Origin of the sequence: uncultured Campylobacter sp. (genome assembly GCF_938017615.1) — a bacterium.
GTDB lineage: Bacteria > Campylobacterota > Campylobacteria > Campylobacterales > Campylobacteraceae > Campylobacter_B.
This window is the reverse complement of record NZ_CALIJA010000055.1, coordinates 1-18,012: the sequence shown is the minus strand read 5'-3', so window position 1 is coordinate 18,012 and position 18,012 is coordinate 1. Positions and strand designations below refer to the sequence as shown.

Annotated in this window: 16 protein-coding genes and 1 pseudogene; 8 read left to right on the top strand and 9 right to left on the bottom strand. The window is 48.1% G+C overall.

All coding sequences use genetic code 11. From position 1 onward, the window contains the following. Nucleotides 1-824: FtsW/RodA/SpoVE family cell cycle protein (locus Q0620_RS02460; RefSeq protein WP_298783073.1), on the top strand; the 824-nt coding region annotated here is incomplete at its 5' end. 104 nt (nt 825-928) lie between these two features. Here the strand turns inward: Q0620_RS02460 and Q0620_RS02455 are convergent. The 9 genes from Q0620_RS02455 to Q0620_RS02415 all read right to left on the bottom strand — a co-directional run bounded on the left by Q0620_RS02455 (nt 929) and on the right by Q0620_RS02415 (nt 11,362). Next, on the bottom strand, nt 929-1,255 hold the full coding sequence (locus tag Q0620_RS02455) for a hypothetical protein (RefSeq protein WP_298783072.1): 327 nt from the start codon (nt 1,253-1,255) through the stop codon (nt 929-931). Further along, complete coding sequence (locus Q0620_RS02450) at nt 1,252-1,947, bottom strand: hypothetical protein (RefSeq protein ID WP_298783071.1); 696 nt, start codon at nt 1,945-1,947, stop codon at nt 1,252-1,254. Before Q0620_RS02450 ends, Q0620_RS02455 begins: the two co-directional genes overlap by 4 nt. Nucleotides 1,948-2,614: 667 nt before the next feature. Then, entirely contained in the window at nt 2,615-4,531 is a 1,917-nt protein-coding gene (locus Q0620_RS02445; RefSeq protein WP_298783070.1) for an N-acetylmuramoyl-L-alanine amidase, read from the bottom strand. Beyond that, nucleotides 4,515-5,603, bottom strand: coding sequence for a nitronate monooxygenase (locus tag Q0620_RS02440; RefSeq protein ID WP_298783069.1), 1,089 nt, complete (start codon nt 5,601-5,603; stop codon nt 4,515-4,517). The genes Q0620_RS02445 and Q0620_RS02440 overlap by 17 nt, the downstream gene beginning before the upstream one ends. Continuing rightward, entirely contained in the window at nt 5,603-6,808 is a 1,206-nt protein-coding gene (gene tyrS, locus Q0620_RS02435; RefSeq protein WP_298783068.1) for a tyrosine--tRNA ligase, read from the bottom strand. Before tyrS ends, Q0620_RS02440 begins: the two co-directional genes overlap by 1 nt. A gap of 14 nt (nt 6,809-6,822) precedes the next feature. Next, nucleotides 6,823-9,015, bottom strand: coding sequence for a RelA/SpoT family protein (locus Q0620_RS02430; RefSeq protein WP_298783067.1), 2,193 nt, complete (start codon nt 9,013-9,015; stop codon nt 6,823-6,825). Continuing rightward, on the bottom strand, nt 8,993-9,211 hold the full coding sequence (locus tag Q0620_RS02425) for a DNA-directed RNA polymerase subunit omega (RefSeq protein ID WP_177389340.1): 219 nt from the start codon (nt 9,209-9,211) through the stop codon (nt 8,993-8,995). Before Q0620_RS02425 ends, Q0620_RS02430 begins: the two co-directional genes overlap by 23 nt. A 23-nt stretch (nt 9,212-9,234) precedes the next feature. Next, on the bottom strand, nt 9,235-9,954 hold the full coding sequence (gene pyrH, locus Q0620_RS02420) for a UMP kinase (RefSeq protein ID WP_005872284.1): 720 nt from the start codon (nt 9,952-9,954) through the stop codon (nt 9,235-9,237). A gap of 64 nt (nt 9,955-10,018) precedes the next feature. Further along, the gene (locus Q0620_RS02415; RefSeq protein WP_298783066.1) at nt 10,019-11,362 is read right to left on the bottom strand and encodes an apolipoprotein N-acyltransferase; all 1,344 of its coding nucleotides are present in this window, start codon (nt 11,360-11,362) and stop codon (nt 10,019-10,021) included. Here Q0620_RS02415 and yajC point away from each other — a divergent pair. The 7 genes and pseudogenes from yajC to Q0620_RS02380 form a co-directional block, all read left to right on the top strand. After that, entirely contained in the window at nt 11,338-11,610 is a 273-nt protein-coding gene (yajC, locus tag Q0620_RS02410; RefSeq protein ID WP_005872282.1) for a preprotein translocase subunit YajC, read from the top strand. The two genes, Q0620_RS02415 and yajC, sit on opposite strands and share 25 nt — an antisense overlap. After that, nucleotides 11,600-13,201, top strand: a complete 1,602-nt coding sequence (gene secD, locus Q0620_RS02405) for a protein translocase subunit SecD (RefSeq protein WP_298783065.1) — start codon at nt 11,600-11,602, stop codon at nt 13,199-13,201. Before yajC ends, secD begins: the two co-directional genes overlap by 11 nt. Beyond that, nucleotides 13,188-14,156, top strand: coding sequence for a protein translocase subunit SecF (secF, locus tag Q0620_RS02400; protein WP_291935970.1), 969 nt, complete (start codon nt 13,188-13,190; stop codon nt 14,154-14,156). Before secD ends, secF begins: the two co-directional genes overlap by 14 nt. A 9-nt stretch (nt 14,157-14,165) precedes the next feature. Continuing rightward, a complete protein-coding gene (locus Q0620_RS02395; RefSeq protein WP_005872279.1) occupies nt 14,166-14,507 on the top strand; it encodes a DUF6394 family protein in 342 nt (113 codons plus the stop codon). A 9-nt stretch (nt 14,508-14,516) separates the two neighbouring features. Beyond that, nucleotides 14,517-16,964 (top strand): leucine--tRNA ligase, encoded by a 2,448-nt coding sequence (gene leuS / locus Q0620_RS02390; RefSeq protein WP_298783064.1) that lies wholly within the window; start codon nt 14,517-14,519, stop codon nt 16,962-16,964. Nucleotides 16,965-16,970: 6 nt separating this feature from the next. Beyond that, nucleotides 16,971-17,510: an LPS assembly lipoprotein LptE gene (gene lptE / locus Q0620_RS02385; protein ID WP_298783063.1), complete on the top strand. Its 540-nt coding sequence runs from the start codon at nt 16,971-16,973 to the stop codon at nt 17,508-17,510. Further along, nucleotides 17,491-18,012: pseudogene (locus tag Q0620_RS02380) on the top strand (bifunctional folylpolyglutamate synthase/dihydrofolate synthase); the annotation flags it as partial. The gene lptE and the pseudogene Q0620_RS02380, both read left to right, overlap by 20 nt.

Here is an 18,012-nt window from a genome sequence, read left to right as displayed (position 1 = left end):
GGCTGGAGATTCCTTTCGTGCATTTTACGCTGCAGCCCAGCGAGGTGATGAAGCCCGCGTTTATCCTGATGCTGATGTATCTGATACACAAAAATCCGCCGCCGAAAAACGGCTACGGGCTGAAGGATTTTTTGCGCCTTAGCTTTTACATACTTCTACCTTTCGTTTTGATCGCGAAAGAGCCCGATCTAGGTACCGCTGCGATACTTTTTTTGACCGGATTCGCGATCCTTTTTATCATCGGCGTGGATAAAAAAATTTGGCTTACGCTGATCATCGTTTTTGTGGCCAGCTCGCCGATTTTGTACGAAAACATGCACGATTATCAAAAAAAGCGCATCGCCGATTTCATCAGCGAGGAGCCCAATTACCAGGTCAAGCAGGCGATCATCGCTATCGGAAACGGCGGCATCTACGGCAAAGATAGAGACGAGGCGACGCAGACGCACTTTAAATTCTTGCCGATTGCGACGAGCGATTTTATCTTCGCTTATACGATCGAGCGCTTCGGCTTCGTGGGGGCTGCCGCGCTGATTGCGTTGTATGCGCTGCTGATACTGCATCTGCTGAGCCTGAACTACGATTTCAAAAGCGATTATCTGATACGGGTCTTTACGAGCGCGCTTGCCTCGCTCATTTTCATCTACACGGGCGTTAATATCTCGATGGTGGTGGGTTTCGCGCCCGTCGTAGGCGTGCCGCTGCCGTTTTTCAGCTACGGCGGCAGCAGCTTCATCACCTTTATGATCCTCTTTGGAATTTTGCAAAATTTACTGACGTTTAGGATGAAAGATAACTACAAGACCTACAAGATAAGGATGTAAATTTGGTGCTCGCACGGGTAAATTTTGAAATTCTACAAAATTGCGCGAGTTTATTTTGAGCCTCGGCGGTGAAATTTGAAGCAGCGGGCTAAATTTAAAGCTCGCTACAAAATCACGCCGATGCCGAGCGTAAAAACCACCGCGAAAAAGGCGTATGTAAAGGCAAATTCCAAAGTTTGCGAATTAAAAAATCCGTAGTACAAAACGCTCGTGAAAAATCCGCCCACGAAGGCTACGGCAAAGATCCCGATCCGCGCCGCGACTGGCTTTGCGCCGCAAAATTTGTATAGGTAAAAAGCCCCGCAGAAGCTGATCGCAAACCAGATCATCGCAGGCACCGGCCCGCTTATGCGTGTCATGCCGAAGAGATTGGCTAAATTTAAAAGCAGCAAAAATATCACCGCAAGCGCGATGAGCGCGGATCTGATCATCTATCGCGCCTTGCGTCGGGCGCGGAATTTTCAGCGCCTTGATTGAAATTTTGCGCGGAATTTTCGCCCGCGCCGCCTTCACCCGCGCCTTCATTTGGAATTTTAAAATTTTCGTCGGAATTTTCATAGGTGCGATGCGCGGAATTTTCACCGAGATCGCCACTAGAATTTAAAATTTCATCCTCGCTTTGAGAATTTAAAATTTCGCCGCCGCTTTTAAAGTTTAAAATTTCATCCGCTGCACCGCTTTTGCTCTGCGGCTCCTGCGCATCTTTTGCGCCGCCGAAACCCTCGTCTTTTAAATTTACGCCCTCATCTAAATCTTTAGAGCTTTCCTCTGCATAATTTTTATAAATTTTATTTGAAAATCTTTTGTGCCTGATCTGCAGATAAAAGACGAAGGCGACGAACGCTACCGCCGTGATCACGATGTAGTAGCGGTTTTCAAAGAGCAGCACGCCCTCTACCAGTCCCGAAAACAGCGCCAGCAGAGAGGCTGTAAGAAACGGAAAGCGCACGAGCTCCTTTTCGCCGATCGCTAAGGCGATGAGCGCGACGCCGAAGATCGTGGCGTTTAGCAGCGCGCCTAGGACTTTGATTTCGGCAAAAAGGCTCGGATTGACGCGCGAAGTGATGTAAAGCGCGAGCGCAACGGCTGCGAAAAGCAGGATCAAAAATACGATTTTTTTCATTTTGGACCTTTTAAATTTATCTTTAAATTTACGATTCAGCCGCGCCTTTAATGCATATACAGCGCAGGCATTGGCACGCTGTAACTGCCGCGTTCGCAGCATTACGCAAATATCGCGCGTCCTGCGGACATAGCGTGAAATTTTAGGGCGCGACCGTGCTGTTTTAAGCGCGACTGGCGCAATATACACGCTCATAACTTAAAGCGCAATCCTAATTGCGCGGACGCGGTTTGAAACACGACTTGCGTTAGCGCGACCAAATCGCTATTTTCGCGCGGCTTAAATGCAATTTCGTCGGTAAATTTTACTGCCAGCCGCACTCTGCTGCGTAGAGCAGCGCCAAGTCCGTGCTTTAAAATTTTATGCCGAGCCGCGTTAAAATTCCGCGCCTAAGCTGTATATATCCCTAGCTCGTGGCGCCGCAAGACGCTCCGTAACATTTACCGCCCGTAGTAAATATTTGGCATGCGGGCGGATTTTGCATGCAAACGCCGCACGTTTTGTTTTAAATTTAGCGCGGCGGGCTTTAAATTTTTAAATTTACCGCCTCTGTGCTCTGTTTATCCGCAAGAGCTATCGCGCCAGCTAAAATTTATCTGCGGGGCAGATCTCGCGTCGAAATAAAATTTTATCCCACTTGCAAAAATGTGCGGCGCGTAAAATTTCATCACTTGTTTTTCTGAAAGTACGCGTCCACGCCGTTTGCGATGCCTTGGGCAATGCGATCTTGATAGGCGTTTTTGCCTAAATTTTTACCCTCCTGCGGGTGCGTGATGTAGCCCATCTCCACGAGCACCGCGGGCATCGTAGCGCCCACCAGCACCCAAAATGGCGCCTCGCGCACGCCTCCGTCTCTGCTTGAGAAGCTCTTTTTGACCGAGCTTAGCATATAGCTTTGAATATCGATGGCAAGCTTGTTTGAGGAGATTATCTTCTCGCGGTTTAAGAAATTTAGGAAGGTCTGCTTCGAGAAGGTATTCATATCCTCCAAATCGCCCCTGTTTTCGAGCGCGGCGGCGTTTTTGCTGCGCTCGCTTCTAGCCGGGCTTAAGAAAAAGGTCTCCACGCCGCTCATTTTGGATGCCGCGCTGGCGTTAGGAGCGGCATTTGCGTGGATCGAAATAAACATATCGGCGTTTTTTTTAGCGGCGAAAGCGGTGCGCGACCTTAAATTTATAAACACGTCGGTGCTGCGCGTATAAAGCACCTTGTATCCGCGCTTGGTAAGCAGCGCGCCAAGCTTTTTGGATGTGGCCAGCACGACATTTTTTTCCTTCAGCCCGTTTCCGACCGCGCCCGAATCGCTACCGCCGTGACCCGGATCGATTACGATGAGCTTACCCTTGGTCGATTTGTAAATTTTACCGACGGCTACGGACGCGGTTTTGGCACCTTGCGCATCATCTATCGTGCTGATTTGCGGCTCGCTATCTTGCTCGCGTCCGCGCTTGCGCCCTGATTTTTGATCCTTGTTTTTTTTTGTGCGCGCGGATTTTGCGGCTTTTAAGCCTTCAGCCGTACTTAAAATCATCATATTGCCGCCAATTTCAACGTTTGCATTGAATTCTTTCGGATCGCTAAGTACGATGCGCACGGTCTTATCGTTGTATTGCGAGACGCGTACATCGCTAACAAAGCTATCTTTAAGCCGCGTTTTTTGTGACTTTTGCCGCGCGCTAAAATCAATCACGAAGCGAAAATTATCACTACTCGCGATCGTAAAATCTTTATAATCGCCGCGCTTTAGATCGCGGTTAAACTCAAGCACGATCTCGTTTTTATCGCCGCGCAGAGAATTTAACGCAAGCTTGGCGTTTTTATCCGCTTTTTTGACGCTGCTTTTTCTAAGCTCGCTGCTTTGATCCGCAGCTTCCTCATCATCCTCGTTTTCCGCGGTCGCGTCCTCGCCGCCATCGTCCTCTTGGGCGTCCACGACCTCGTCCGCGCCGATCGGTCTAGTCGAGCGTAGAAATTCCAAATCCTCTTTAGAAAGCGAGCTTAGATCGGCGTTTTTTGCAGCTTGCATTTTTTTGGCGGAGGAGTTTTTGGAGGCAGAGCTTTTAGAATTTTCCGAGGCTGAAGCCTTTGGGGTTTTATCCGCTAAATTTGAAGAGTTTTTGGAATTTTCCGCTTTGAAGCTTCCCTCGCTTTTCGCGGACTTTGTTTTGGAGCTGCCCGAAGCTTGGGAATCCTCGCTGCTAGCAGAGCTTGCTTTTTTGGAATTTTTCGAGCTTTTCTTTTCGGCGGAGTTTGAGCTTTGTTTGCTCTCGTCGCTAGAGCTTTTGGACTTTGTTTTATCCGCGCTCTTTGTATTTAGGCGCGCGAGCTCCTTTTCGTAGGGCGAGGAGTCAAGCCCTAAATTTTTCGAGCTGTAAACCAGCCTCTTTAGCGCTTTGATGCGGACCTCTTTATCGGACGCGCCTTGGTAGAGCGATTTTAGCTCCTTGTGCAGCGAGCGCTTGTAATTCGGCGTCGCTACGATGAAATCCTTGTCGAATTTCGCAAAAAACGCCTCGCTCGAAGCTCCAAACGCCAATACGCAGCTAAAAGCTGCGATTAGAAAAATTTTAACTATCTTCGCCATTTATAAGTTTTTCTATCAATTCCTTCACGGATATTATCTCGTTTAATCGCCATCCGTTCGCACCGGTAAAAAACAGACCGCTTTGCGTTTTACCCAGATACGCGTCCCTTAGGCGGTCGGCGATGCAGTATCCTACGGCATTAGCGCCTTTGCCGCGCTCGCAAGGGCTTACGCAGTTGCTGATACAGCGGATCTTAGGCGCCGTGCCTGCGGCGATCATATCTTGCAGATTAGTATGAATGCCGCGCGCGGGATAGCCTACGGGCGATTTTAGAAGCCGGATGTCCTCTTTTTTGGCGTTAAGAAGTACTTGCTTAAATTCCTCTGCGGCGTCGCATTCAAAGGTGCCGATGAAGCGCGTACCCATCTGCACGCCATCCGCGCCCAAAGATTTCACGCGTTCGATGTCGCTCTTATCCCAAATTCCGCCTGCGGCAAAGAGCGGGAAGTTGCCCCATTGCGAGATTTCTGCTTTTACTTGCGGGATTAGATTATCTAGCGCAAACGCCGGATCGCCGCACTGCTCGTAGGTAAAGCCCTGATGTCCGCCGCTAAGAGGGCCTTCGAGCACTACGGCGTCGGGAATTCTGTCGTAGCGCTGCTTCCAGCGCTTGGCGATGATCTTAAGAGCTTTAGCTGAGGAGACGATGGGTACGAGCGCGACGTCCGGAAAATCGGCCGTAAATTCCGGCAGATTGGTAGGAAGCCCGGCGCCGCTTATGATGATGTCGATACCCGCCTCGCACGTGTCGCGCACGATGCGTTCGTAGTCGTTCGCCGCGCACATTACGTTCATCCCCAAAGGCGCATCGCCGCAAATTTTACGGGCGTTTTGTACGATTGTAAAAAGCGCCTCTTTGCTATAAAAATTCTCGCTTTGATAGGGTCTGCCATCGAGCGATTTTTTGGCAAATTTAAGATTTTCGTAGTAACCGGTGCCGACCGAGCTAATGACGCCTAGACAGCCGTTTAGGCTGACATTGCCGGCTAGCTTGTCCCAGCTGATACCAAGTCCCATGCCGCCTTGAATTATCGGGTGTGCAATCTCGTGTTTGCCTATCTTTATACTCATTAATCTACCTTTAATTTAGCGAATTTTTTCTTCCCTACTTGAAGAGTGTATTCGCCCGAGCTAAGCTGAAGCTGCTCATCTAAAATTTTATTTTGATCGATACTGACGGCGTTTGATTTTATTAGCCTGCGCGCATCCGAGCTGGATACTGCGAGCTTGCAGCTAATTAACGCCTTTACTATCCATGCAGGCGAGCTTACGTGATATTCCTTGATCTCGCTAGGGAGCTCGCCAGCACCGTGGACGCGGTCAAATTCCTGCTTGGCCTCAAAGGCGGTATTTTCGTCATAAAATTGCGTTACGATCTCGGAGGCAAGCTCCTCCTTAACCGCCTTAGGATGGATCGAGCCATCCGCCACGAAGCCTTTTATTAGCTCAATATCTTCGCTACTTTTTTGGCTTAGCAGATTATACCAATCCCACATTAACGCATCGCTGATACTCATCACCTTGCCGTACATATCATGAGGCGTATCGGTTACGCCGATGTAGTTGCCTAAGCTCTTGCTCATTTTATTCGTACCGTCGGTGCCTACCAAAAGCGGCATCATCACGACGCTTTGCTCCTTGCCGACATCATAAATTCTTTGCAGCTGGCGACCCATTAAAAGATTAAATTTCTGATCGGTACCGCCAAATTCTATATCGCATTTCATGCAAACGCTGTCGTATCCTTGCAGTAGCGGATACATAAACTCGCTGATGCTGATCGGCTGCTCTGCCTTGTAGCGCTTCTCGAAGTCGTCGCGCTCGAGCATCCGGGCAACATTAAAAGTGCTTGATAGCTCGATCATACCGCTAGCACCCAGGCGGTTGGTCCATTCGGAATTAAACATTACCTTAGTTTTTGCGGGATTTAAAATTTTAAAGACCTGCTGCTCGTAGGTTTTGGCGTTTTGAAGCACAACTTCGCGCGCTAGTTTTTTGCGAGTCTCGCTCTTGCCCGTAGGATCTCCGATTTGAGCGGTAAAATCGCCGATTAGAAACTGCACGATCGCGCCGTGGTTTTGTAAAAACGCAAGCTTATTCAAAACGACGGTGTGCCCTAGGTGCAGATCCGCAGCAGTGGGGTCCATGCCGATTTTGACGTAAAAGACCTCGCCGCTGTCGTAATAGCGCCTAATCAGTGCCTCGATCTGTTCTTCGCCGATGATCTCCGCGACACCGCGCTTAAAATTTTCCATAATGCCTTGAATGTCAGCCATTTGCTCTCCCTTATTTAGTTTTTATATACGTCCGTAAGCGATACGAAATCCACGATTTTAAAGCGGTTTTTGAGTTTGTCTTTAATCTCCGTGGAGTCTAAATTTTCGTTTAGCTCGATGATGATCTCAAAATAATCCGACGTTGTTTCGCTATTTTCGTTGAGGCTTATCGACACCAGATCGACCTCAAGCTTGACTAAATAGTTCAAAAACGTCGCCAGCGAGCCGCGCTTGTTTTCTAAATTTAATATGATCTTGTAGCGGTGCGGCGCATTGCGCGTCCATTTTACGAAGATCATCTCATCGGTTTTGATTAGCTCGCTTGCACGTTCGCACAGCTTATGATGCACCGTCACGCCGTGTCCGTTGCGAAAGCCGATGATGTCGTCGCCACGCTTTGGGTTGCAGCAGTAATCAAACTCAACCTCGTCGATTTTAAAATTTGAATACACCACGATGTTGTCAAATTTTTGCTTCTCAATCTCATACTTGCTGCGAAATTTCATATTGAAAAATTTCTCTTTGAGCGGGTATTTTTTCAGCGCGTTTACGACGTCTTTTAAAAATACCGAGTCATAGGCAGCTTTGCCGATCTTTTTGCTTAAATTTTCTTTTTCAAGCCAGCTTAGAATGCTCTCCTTACTCGTCGTAAAGATCGCGCATAAAATTTTAATCGCTACTTCAAAATTTATATCTCTGATCTTTTGTTTACAAAACGCCTTTATCGTCGCGCGCGCCTTGCCCGTTTTGACCGAGCTTAGCCAGCTGCAGCGGTAGTGTGGCTCGCTTCCGGTGATGATATGAACGATATCTCCGTTTTTAAGCTCCGTTAGCAGCGGCACTTTGACGCGGTTTATAAAGGCCTCGGTCGCTTTTAAACCCACTTGAGAGTGTATCTCGTAGGCGTAATCAAGCGCCGTGGCGCCTCGTGGCAATGTAAAAATTCCGCCCTTGGGAGAATACACGGCGATATCCTCGACGTAGAGGCTGTCTTTAGCGTATTCGTAAAGATCCTCGGCGTTGGCGTCGTCCTCTTCCTGCATGCCGATGTCGTTTAGCCAATCGAGCTTCGGATTGATCGAGCCGCTATATTTATACTTCCAGTGCGCAGCGACGCCGAATTCCGCGGTGTTGTGCATATCGAAAGTGCGGATCTGCACCTCTACGATCATACTTTCGTTAAAGACGGTCGTGTGGATCGTCTGATATCCGTTTTGCTTTGGCAGCGCGATATAATCTTTAAAGCGCGAGATCAGCGGGTTAAATTTAGTATGGATTATACCCAGAGCCAAGTAGCAATCCATCGGCTTTTGCACGATGATGCGGATAGCCAAAAGATCGAGCACCTCCTCGATCGAAATTCCTTTGCGCTGCATCTTTAAAAAGATCGAGTAGTAGTGTTTCATTCGCTTTTGGATCTCAAAGCTGCCCTCGCTAAAGCCGTTTGAAAGCATATACTCCTTGATTTTTTCGCTAAATTTGCTCAAGCTCATCTGAAGCTGCTGCTTGTGTTCCTCGACGTAATCGGCGATCGCAGAATACTCTTTAGGCATGACGTATTTGAAGCTAAGATCTTCAAGCACGTTTTTGATCGATGAAATTCCAAGCCTGTGCGCGATCGGCGCGTAAACCAAAAGCGTCTCCTCGCCGATACGTTTTTGTTTATCGGGGCGAAGCGCGTCTAGGGTTAGCATATTGTGCAGCCTATCGCAGAGCTTGACTACCAAAACGCGCTGATCATTAATGGAGATCATTAGCATCCTGCGGAAGGTAAGCGCGGTGGAGCGTAGCTTGGCGTTACTATCGCTGGATGGGGCTAATTTATCCTCTCTGATGTTTACGATTTTAGTAAGCCCTTCTACGATTTTGGCTACTTCGTCACCGAATCTTTGTCTAACCTGCTCGATGCTGTAATCTGTATCCTCTACTACGTCGTGTAGTAGCGCAGATATTACCATTGCGTCGTCTCCACCCATAAAAGATACGAAGCAGGCTACCAAAATCGGATGGATCGCATACGGCTCGCCGCTTTTGCGAAACTGCCCGTCGTGCTGCGCGATGCATAAATTTATAGCATCCACTAGCAGCGGAGTGGGCTCTTTTAGATTATAAAGCAGCTGCTTGGCGCTTTGAATGTCTTTGGTATCGACGACATCGTCGATGAGACTTTCTAAGAAGTTATCATTAATCCTTGTCAACGATTCCATCTAATGCGATCTTACCTTCGGCTAGTTCCAAGATTGCTATATCGGCAAATTTCATCTTGCGAGTATCTACATTCTCTATCAGCGGCGGTTCGCCCGCAGCTAGCTGCTCGGCGCGTTTGCTTATCATCAAAGATAGCTTATATCGGTCTCCGCCGGTTACTTTTAACGCTTTGGCTACAATTTGTTCGGTTCTCATCAATTCTCCTTAAATTTAAAATTTCAGTTTTTTACGATCGAGCAGGAGCTTAGATCTCCGCCATCGACGATTTTGTATAAATTTCCGCTCTTAAACATATTGCACACGATGATCGGAAGCGCATTGTCTTTAGCAAGCGCGATAGCCGTATCATCCATCACCCTGATGTTGTCGTGCAGGGCTTGATCGTAAGTGACTTTGGAAAGCAATTTGGCGTCTTTAAATTTTTGCGGATCTTTGTCGTAGATCCCCATTACCTTGGTGGCTTTGATGATGGCGTCGGCTCCGATCTCGATAGCGCGGAGCGTACCCGCGGTATCGGTCGTGAAGAACGGATTTCCCGTGCCTGCGGCAAAGATCACGACGCGCCCTTTTTCGAGGTGCCTTTTGGCGCGGCCGATAATGAAGGTCTCGCAGATCGCTTCCATCTTTATCGCGCTTTGCACGCGCACATCCATACCTGCGTATTCTAGCGCTTCTCTCATCGCGATTGCGTTTATGACGGTGGCTAGCATGCCCATATGATCGCCACTGGTGCGTTTGATGATACCGCTAGCCGCGGCGCTTACGCCTCTTATGATGTTGCCGCCGCCGATTACGATGCCTACTTCGATGCCGCCCTCTACGAGCTGCTTGATCTCTTTAGCGATAAATTTTAAAATTTCGCTGTCGATCCCAAAGCCGTTCTCTCCCGCTAGCGCTTCACCCGAAAATTTTACGAGTATGCGATTGTATTTAGCCATAAATTTAGCTCCTAATAAAATTTTAAAATATTATCCAAAAGTCGTTTAAAAATAACTTTTTAGGCTATTTTAGATGATCTTTAAGGCGGTTTATCCAGATCTTTTTCGGAGCGATTATCTCGCTAGCGCTACCGTTTACGGCGTGATAGATCAGCGTGCCGTGCAAGCTCGCGTAGTAGCGGATTATGAGGCGCTGCAAATATGGCTCGTAGCTCGGCACGAACCAGCCGTTATTGCTGATCGCTACGACATATTTGGGCGAGCCCTCGTAAAGCTCTGCGCGCGTAGCCTCGTAGCAAACGGCGCTTCTTACGCTCTTGCCGCCAAGCTCGTAGTCGCTAAAACCGCTAGCCGTCGAAAAATCGGTCGCGCCGCCTAACAGCACGCGGTTGATGAAATTTCGCGCAAATTCCGGCAGCGGCACCATTTCGCCAAACGGTACCAAAATGTGCTTATCGAAGCGCTTCATTTCTCCGTTCGCAAAAAGATAGGCGCTGTTGTAAAATTTCCCGTCCTCATACGCTTCCGCGCCCGCTACGATAGTAATTGCGCGCGATTTTTCCTTTAGGGCTTCAACTAGCACGTTTTCTAAATTTAGCGGCATCGCAAAGGCGCTCTCGGGCAAAATTATCGCGTCCTGTCCCGCTGCGATCGCATCATCAATCCTGGCTAAATTTGCCAATGCAGCGGATAAAATTTTATCCTTCGCCCAGATGTCATGCTGCGAAATATCGGTATTTGCAAGTAAAATTTTAATCGGTAGCGGTTCGGGCTCTTTTTGGCTGAATTGCAGCGCGCAGATCAAAAATACCGCAAAGATCGCGGCGTTAAGCTTAGCCCGGGCGCCGCGCCCACGTAGATACAAAACCGCGCAAAGTCCCGCTAAAATCAGAGCCAGCGCGCTAAGATCGGCTCTAAAAATTCCATGGCTTAGCAGTAGTTCAAAATTTAGCCAATCAAAGCCGAAAGGGTGAATAAATTTTAGAATCAAAAGGCACGCAGCGCGCAAAACCGGCGCGTCAAAGATCGCAAAGATGCGGAAAATAAAGGCGTAAACGAGGCAAATTCCAAGAATTTCAAGCGGGATCAAAAATGCAAGATCGAAATAGATCAGGCTGAAGCTGATCCAGTGCATCCATAGCGCGCCGATAAAAAATCCGCACCAAAACCACTCCGCCTTGCTTGCTTTTAGCAGATAAAAAAGTGCCGCTATCGCAATTAGAGGCGAGAAAAATTCCGCCGCCAAAGCAGCCAAGCCGTCAAATTTAGAGCTTAAAATTTCTACGAAAATAAAATTTGAAAGCGCAAGGGCAAGAACAAAGCCTTTATTTATGTAACTTAATGTAAAATAGCTACTTTTTAAATTTCTAATGAAGGAAACACATGGAACAAGGAAACTTCTTTGCATCAATCCTACCTATCGTCGTAATCTTTGCGATTATGTATTTTTTGATTATCAGACCGCAGCAAAAGCAGGCCAAGGATCATAAAGCGATGGTCGATGCGCTCGGCAAAGGCGATAAGATCATAACTAGCGGTGGCATAAAATGCACGGTCGTGAAAACAAACAATGATTTTATCACAGTTAAGCTTAACGATGAGGTCATGGTCGAGCTAGATAAACAATTCGTGGCAAGAAAATTAGATGAGCAGTAAAATTTCATACCGCCTGCTGATCTTTTTGGCTGCGGTTATTTTTTCGGTGATTTTTGCCGCGCCTTCGATCTTTCAGACCGAAAAGGGAAGCAAGATAAACTTGGGTCTAGATCTGCAAGGCGGCCTGCATATGCTTTTGGAAGTTCAAAGCGACGAGGCGGTCGTTTCGAAGATCAAATCGATCGCCGCTAGCGTCAATTACGCCGCCAAGCGCGACGATCTGTTGATGGACGGGCTAAAATTGGAAGGCGATTCGTTTGAATTTGAAATTTTAGACGCAGACGAGGCTTCTAAATTTGATGCGATTTTGCATAGCGCCGCAAGCGGATTAGACATTCAAAAATCGGGCGAAAAATACCGCGTCACACTAACGCCCGAGGAGGTCGAAGCGACTAAAAAATACGCGATTGAACAGGCCGTAGAAACTATCCGAAACCGCTTGGATCAATTCGGACTTGCGGAGCCTACGGTAGCAAAGCAGGGCGAGAGCTATATTTTGGTTGAGCTTCCGGGCGTCAAAAGTGCAGCGGATGAGCAACGCGCCAAAGATCTGATTGCCAAAGCGGCTCACTTGCAGCTTATGGCAGTGGACGATGTGCGCCAAGACCGCGCGCAGACTATCAGCGCAGCGGATGCCAGAGCTTACGGCGACGTGATCTACCCGGACGTTAAAAATCCGAATTACAAGTATCTCATAAACGAAATTCCGGTTTTAGACGGCGCGATGCTGGTCGATGCGAAGGTTGCCTTCGATCAGCACACCAACCAGCCGATTATAAATTTTACGCTGAACTCTCAAGGCGCTCAAATTTTTGGCGATTTTACCGGCAAAAACGTCGGTAAGCGTCTAGCTATCGTGCTTGATGGCAAGGTTTACTCCGCGCCGCGCATTAACGAGCGTATCGGCGGCGGCAGCGGTCAGATCAGCGGCGGATTTAGCGTCGAGGAGGCGCACGACGTAGCGATTGCGCTTAGAAGCGGTGCGCTTTTGGCTCCTATTAAAGTCTCAGAGACACGCAGCATCGGCCCTAGCCTAGGACAAGATAGCATCGATAAGAGTATGGCGGCGCTTAGTCTTGCAGCGGTTGCGATTTTGATCTTTATGATTTTATACTACGGCGTAGCGGGACTTTTTGCCGATATCGCGCTTGTGGTGAATATCTTGTTTTTGATCGCTTGTATGGCGCTATTCGGCGCTACTTTGACGCTTCCTGGAATGGCGGGAATCGTGCTAACTATCGGAATGGCTGTGGATGCGAATGTCATCATTAATGAGCGCGTTAGAGAGGTGCTAAGGACGGGAGTTTCAATCCGCCAAAGCATAAATAAAGGCTATGAAAACGCGATGAGCGCGATCGTGGATTCAAATATCACGACGCTGATCACCTCCGCCGCGCTATATGCCTACGGCACGGGCCCGGTGAAGGGCTTTGCCGTCACGATGAGCATCGGTATCGTAGCGTCGATGATAACGGCTATTTTAGGCACTCACGGAATGTTTGAGTTAGTAATGGATAAGATGGAAAAGAGTAAAAATACCGCGCTTTGGCTCGGTTATAAAGTAAGAGGAGGCGCAAATGCAAGTGTTTGATAAGGGCAAAATTTATGATTTTATGAAATTTAGATATTTTACCTTTGCGCTTTCTGCAGTTTTGATAATAGGCTCTATTGCGCTGTTTTTCATTAAGGGCATTAATTATGGCATCGATTTTAGCGGCGGTACACTCATTCAGGTTAAATACGACGCTAAAGCACCGCTTGATGAGATCAGAAAACGCTTCGAGGCGGCAAATTTAGGCAATATCAACGTTACGGAATTCGGTAGCGATCAAGAAGTTACGATTAGATATTCAGGCGCTGCGAGTGAACTGGGCGATAATCCCGCCTTAGCGGCGCAAAAAATTTTACAAGGTAGTGGAAACTTCGACATTCGCAAGGTCGATATCGTAGGTCCTAAAGTCGGCGAGGAGCTTCGCACAAACGGAATTTTAGCGGTATGTGTGTCGTTTGCGCTCATTTTGGTTTATATCACCCTGCGGTTTGAATGGAGATTTGCGATTGCGGCCGTATTATCGGATCTGCACGACGTCGTAGTTGCCGTAGGTGCGATGATTTTAGCCGGCGTGGATTTCAACCTTGAAATTTTAGCTGCGCTTCTAACTATAATGGGCTACTCGCTTAACGATACCATCGTTGTTTTCGATAGAATTCGAGAAGGTGTAAAAGATAGTAAATCGATTAAGCTTGATGAGGTTATAAACGAATCGATCTCTCATACGCTATCGCGCACGTTGCTTACTTCGCTTACGACTCTCATCGTCATTGTGATTTTATTCGTTTGGGGCGGCGAGATGATCCACGGTTTTAGCTTCGTGATGCTAATAGGCGTCATAGCAGGAACTTTCAGCTCTGTATTTGTAGCTGCTCCGATGCTGATTTTGTTTAAATTTAATGTCGAGAAATACCGCGCGTTTTTAGCCGAAAAACAGCGCCGTATCAAAGAGAAAGAAAAGAATCGCGCCATGTATGAAAAAGGCACGGTGTAAGGATAAAAGATGAACTGGGGAAGGGTAATTTACATATTTTTTGCGCTTATGAGTATGACTACGATAGGCGGGTTTTTGTATGAGAAGAATGAAATTTTACTTTTCATAGCAACCAGCGTGAATGCAGTCTCGACGCTTTTAAAGGTGGGCGTGCGAAATATGCTCGCAGCTGAGCTTTTCGCAAGCTCGCTCGTAGCGGATCTGCATCTCATACCGGCGTTCGTTTTGATTGTAGTAGCGCCGGGAGATCTGTCGATCGTGACCTCGCTTGCCATCGGCGCGCTACTTGCAAACTTTTTCTCGCTAATTTTAATAGCGATCGAGTCGGCAAAAACTAAAGACGAATTCTAGGAGCGCAAAATGCCTTACGATAGTAAAAGTATTGAGCTTAAATGGCAGAAAATTTGGGATGAAGAGGGAGTTTTCGAGCCTAAGGACGATTACAGCCTGCCTAAAAAATATATCCTTTCGATGTTTCCCTACCCAAGCGGCCGCATCCACATGGGGCACGTGCGAAACTACAGCATCGGCGACGCGCTGAGTCGCTATTATAGGCTGCGCGGATACAACGTGCTTCAGCCGATCGGCTTTGACAGCTTCGGTATGCCTGCGGAAAATGCGGCGATCAAACACGGCATTCACCCTAAAACTTGGACTTACGAAAATATTGATTATATGAAAAATGAGCTGCACCGCTTGGGCTTTAGCTTTTCGGCTCGTCGCATGCTCGCTACCTCCGACCCGCTTTATACGCGCTGGGAGCAGGAATTTTTCATCAAACTTTTTGAAAAAGGGCTCATCTACAGAAAAAGCGCCGTGGTCAATTGGTGCGAGCACGATCAGACGGTGCTTGCCAACGAGCAGGTCGAAGAGGGCAGGTGTTGGCGTTGCGGCAACGAGGTCGTGCAAAAGCAGATGCCTGGCTACTACCTAAAAATCACCGCCTACGCGCAGGAGCTTTTGGATTGCCTAAAGCAGCTTGAGGGCAAGTGGCCCGCTCAGGTGCTTACGATGCAGGAAAACTGGATCGGGCGCAGCGAAGGTTTGGAATTTAGCTTTAAATTTGACGAGCAAAGCAGCGCTAAGCTTGGCGACATCGAGGGCTTTAAGGTTTTTACGACGCGCCCCGATACTATTTACGGCATGAGCTACGCGGCGGTCGCGCCGGAGCATGAGGTTGTAAAGAGGCTTTTGGATGAAGGCTTACTCGGTGCCGAAGCTGCGGCGAAGGTGAGAGAAATTTTAAATCAAAGCCCGCGCGAGCGCCAAGCAAGCGATAAAGACGGCGTGAGCCTCGGAATCAGCGTGCTTCATCCGCTAAGCGGAAAAAAAATCCCCGTTTGGACCGCAAATTTCGTCCTAGCAGAATACGGCGGCGGCGCGGTTATGGCTGTGCCTGCGCATGATGAGAGAGACTTCGAGTTTGCGAAGAAATTTAACCTGCCGATCATTCAAAGCATCGCTCCTAAAAGCGGCGATTACGACGCTAGCAAAGCTTACGTAGAGAGCGGAGTTTTGGTAAATTCCGCGGAATTTAGCGGCATGGATAGCGAGAAGGCAAAAAGCGCCGTTATCTCAAAATTTGAGGAGTTAAAGCTCGGACGTCGCGTGGTAAATTTTAAACTGCGCGATTGGGGAGTGAGCCGCCAGCGCTACTGGGGCGCGCCGATCCCGATGATCCACTGCTCAAAATGCGGGCTTGTAAGCGAAGAAATTTCAAATCTGCCCGTAGAGCTTCCGCAGAATATTAAGATCACTGGCAAGGGTAATCCGCTCGACGCGCATCCTAGCTGGAAGTTTTGCAAATGCCCTAAATGCGGCGGCGACGCGATGCGCGAGACCGACACGCTTGATACATTTTTTGAAAGCTCATGGTATTTCGCGCGCTACGCAAGCGACGAACGGACGTGGCGGCAGCGGGCGTTTGACGAGAAAAGCGTGAATTACTGGATGAACGTCGATCAATATATCGGCGGCATCGAGCACGCGATTTTGCACCTTTTGTATGCGAGATTTTTCCAAAAGGCTCTTCGCGACATAGGCTATCTGCGCGATAGCGAGCCGTTTGAGCGGCTGCTAACTCAGGGCATGGTGCTAAAAGATGGCGCAAAGATGAGTAAAAGCAAAGGAAACACCGTCGATCCGGACGACATTATCGAGACCTACGGCGCTGATACAGCGAGACTTTTTATACTTTTTGCCGCACCGCCGCAGAAGGAGCTTGAGTGGAACGACAGCGCGGTAGAGGGCGCGTATAAATTTTTAAATCGCCTATACGATCGCGCCGAAAACGCTTATGCTACGGATAAAATTCCACAGATCGACCACGCCGCTTTAAATAAAGAGGAAAAATACGCCCGCCTCAAAGTTTACGAGGCGCTTAAGAAATCACAGCAGGTTTATGAGAGCAGTTTTGCTTTTAATACCCTAATCGCCGCGTGTATGGAGGCGCTAAATGCGCTAAATACGCAGAGCAACAAAGACGTATTTACCGAGGGATATTTCGTGATCTTAAATCTGCTAGAGCCTATAGTGCCGCACATCTGCGCCGAGCTTAGCGAGAAGCTGTTTAAGAGGCGGAATTTCGGCGAGCTGAGAGTTTGCGAAGAGGTCTTTGAGAGCGATACGATCAAGCTTGCCGTCACGATTAACGGCAAAAAACGCGCCGAGTTTGAAGCGGATGCAGGCCTAAGCGAGGGCGAAATTTTAAACCTTGCGAAGCAGAACTGCGCTAAATGGCTAGAGGGCAAGAGCGTCGTAAAAGAAATTTATGTCAAAAACAAGCTCGTAAATTTGGTGATAAAGTAGGCGAAGATGAGAAAAGCTTTAACCGTTTTTTGTTTGATTTTTTTAATCGGCTGCGGCTACAAGCCCGTTTCAAGGATCGCGAAAGAGACGATGAGTGGAAGCGTATTTGTGGACGTTATAATGAGCAAGACCGATCCGCAAAACACTGTCGCGATCAAAGATGCGATCAGGCAGGGTATAGTCCAGCGCCTAGGGATGAGCCTTGCGGATAAAAACTCGGCGCAGACGATTGTAGTAGCGAGCATAAAAAGCCTAAGCTTTAGCGAGCTTTCATACGATCAGTTCGGCTACGTCACTAGCTACCGCGCAAATCTCATCGTAAATTTTAGCACCAAGCTTAAAAACGGCGAGGTTTTCAGCAAGGATTGCGTTGGCGATTACGATTTTAAAGTTAGCCGCCTAGTCAAAAATAGCTACGATACGAGCTCGATCATTAGCGATAAGGACCGCTACAAAGCGATCGAAAATGCCTCTGCGCAGGCGTTTGACGAGTTTATTTCGGCGCTTGCGATTAGGGGATTCAGACTTGAGCGGGCGCAGCATTAAAGAATTTTTGCAAAATCGTCCGATTTATTACAAAAAAATCGACTACGAGCGCTTCCCGCGGGCGTATGCCGCCATTAAAGATAAAATTCCGCTCAAAAACGTCATTCAGATCATCGGCACCAACGGCAAGGGCAGCACTGGGCGGTTTTTGGCTAACGCGATAGCCGCAGCGGGCTTTAGCGTCGGGCACTACACCAGTCCGCACGTTTTTAAGCTCAACGAGCGCATCTATCTAGGCGGACGGATCGCGCAAAACCCTGTTTTTGCGTTAAATTCAGGCGCTTCAAATTTTAAAAACGAGCAAAATTCCGCTTCGGCGTCAAATTTTACGGAAAAACAAAATTCCATAAAGATGCAACATTTTGCGAGCGGAGAAAATTCCGCCTCTAAAATTTATATTTCTAATTTGCAAAATTCCGCCACGCAGGATTTTATCGCCACGCAAAATTCGCATGGTGAGCAGAATTCCGCCCTGCAAAGCTTCGTTTCTACCACGCAAAAT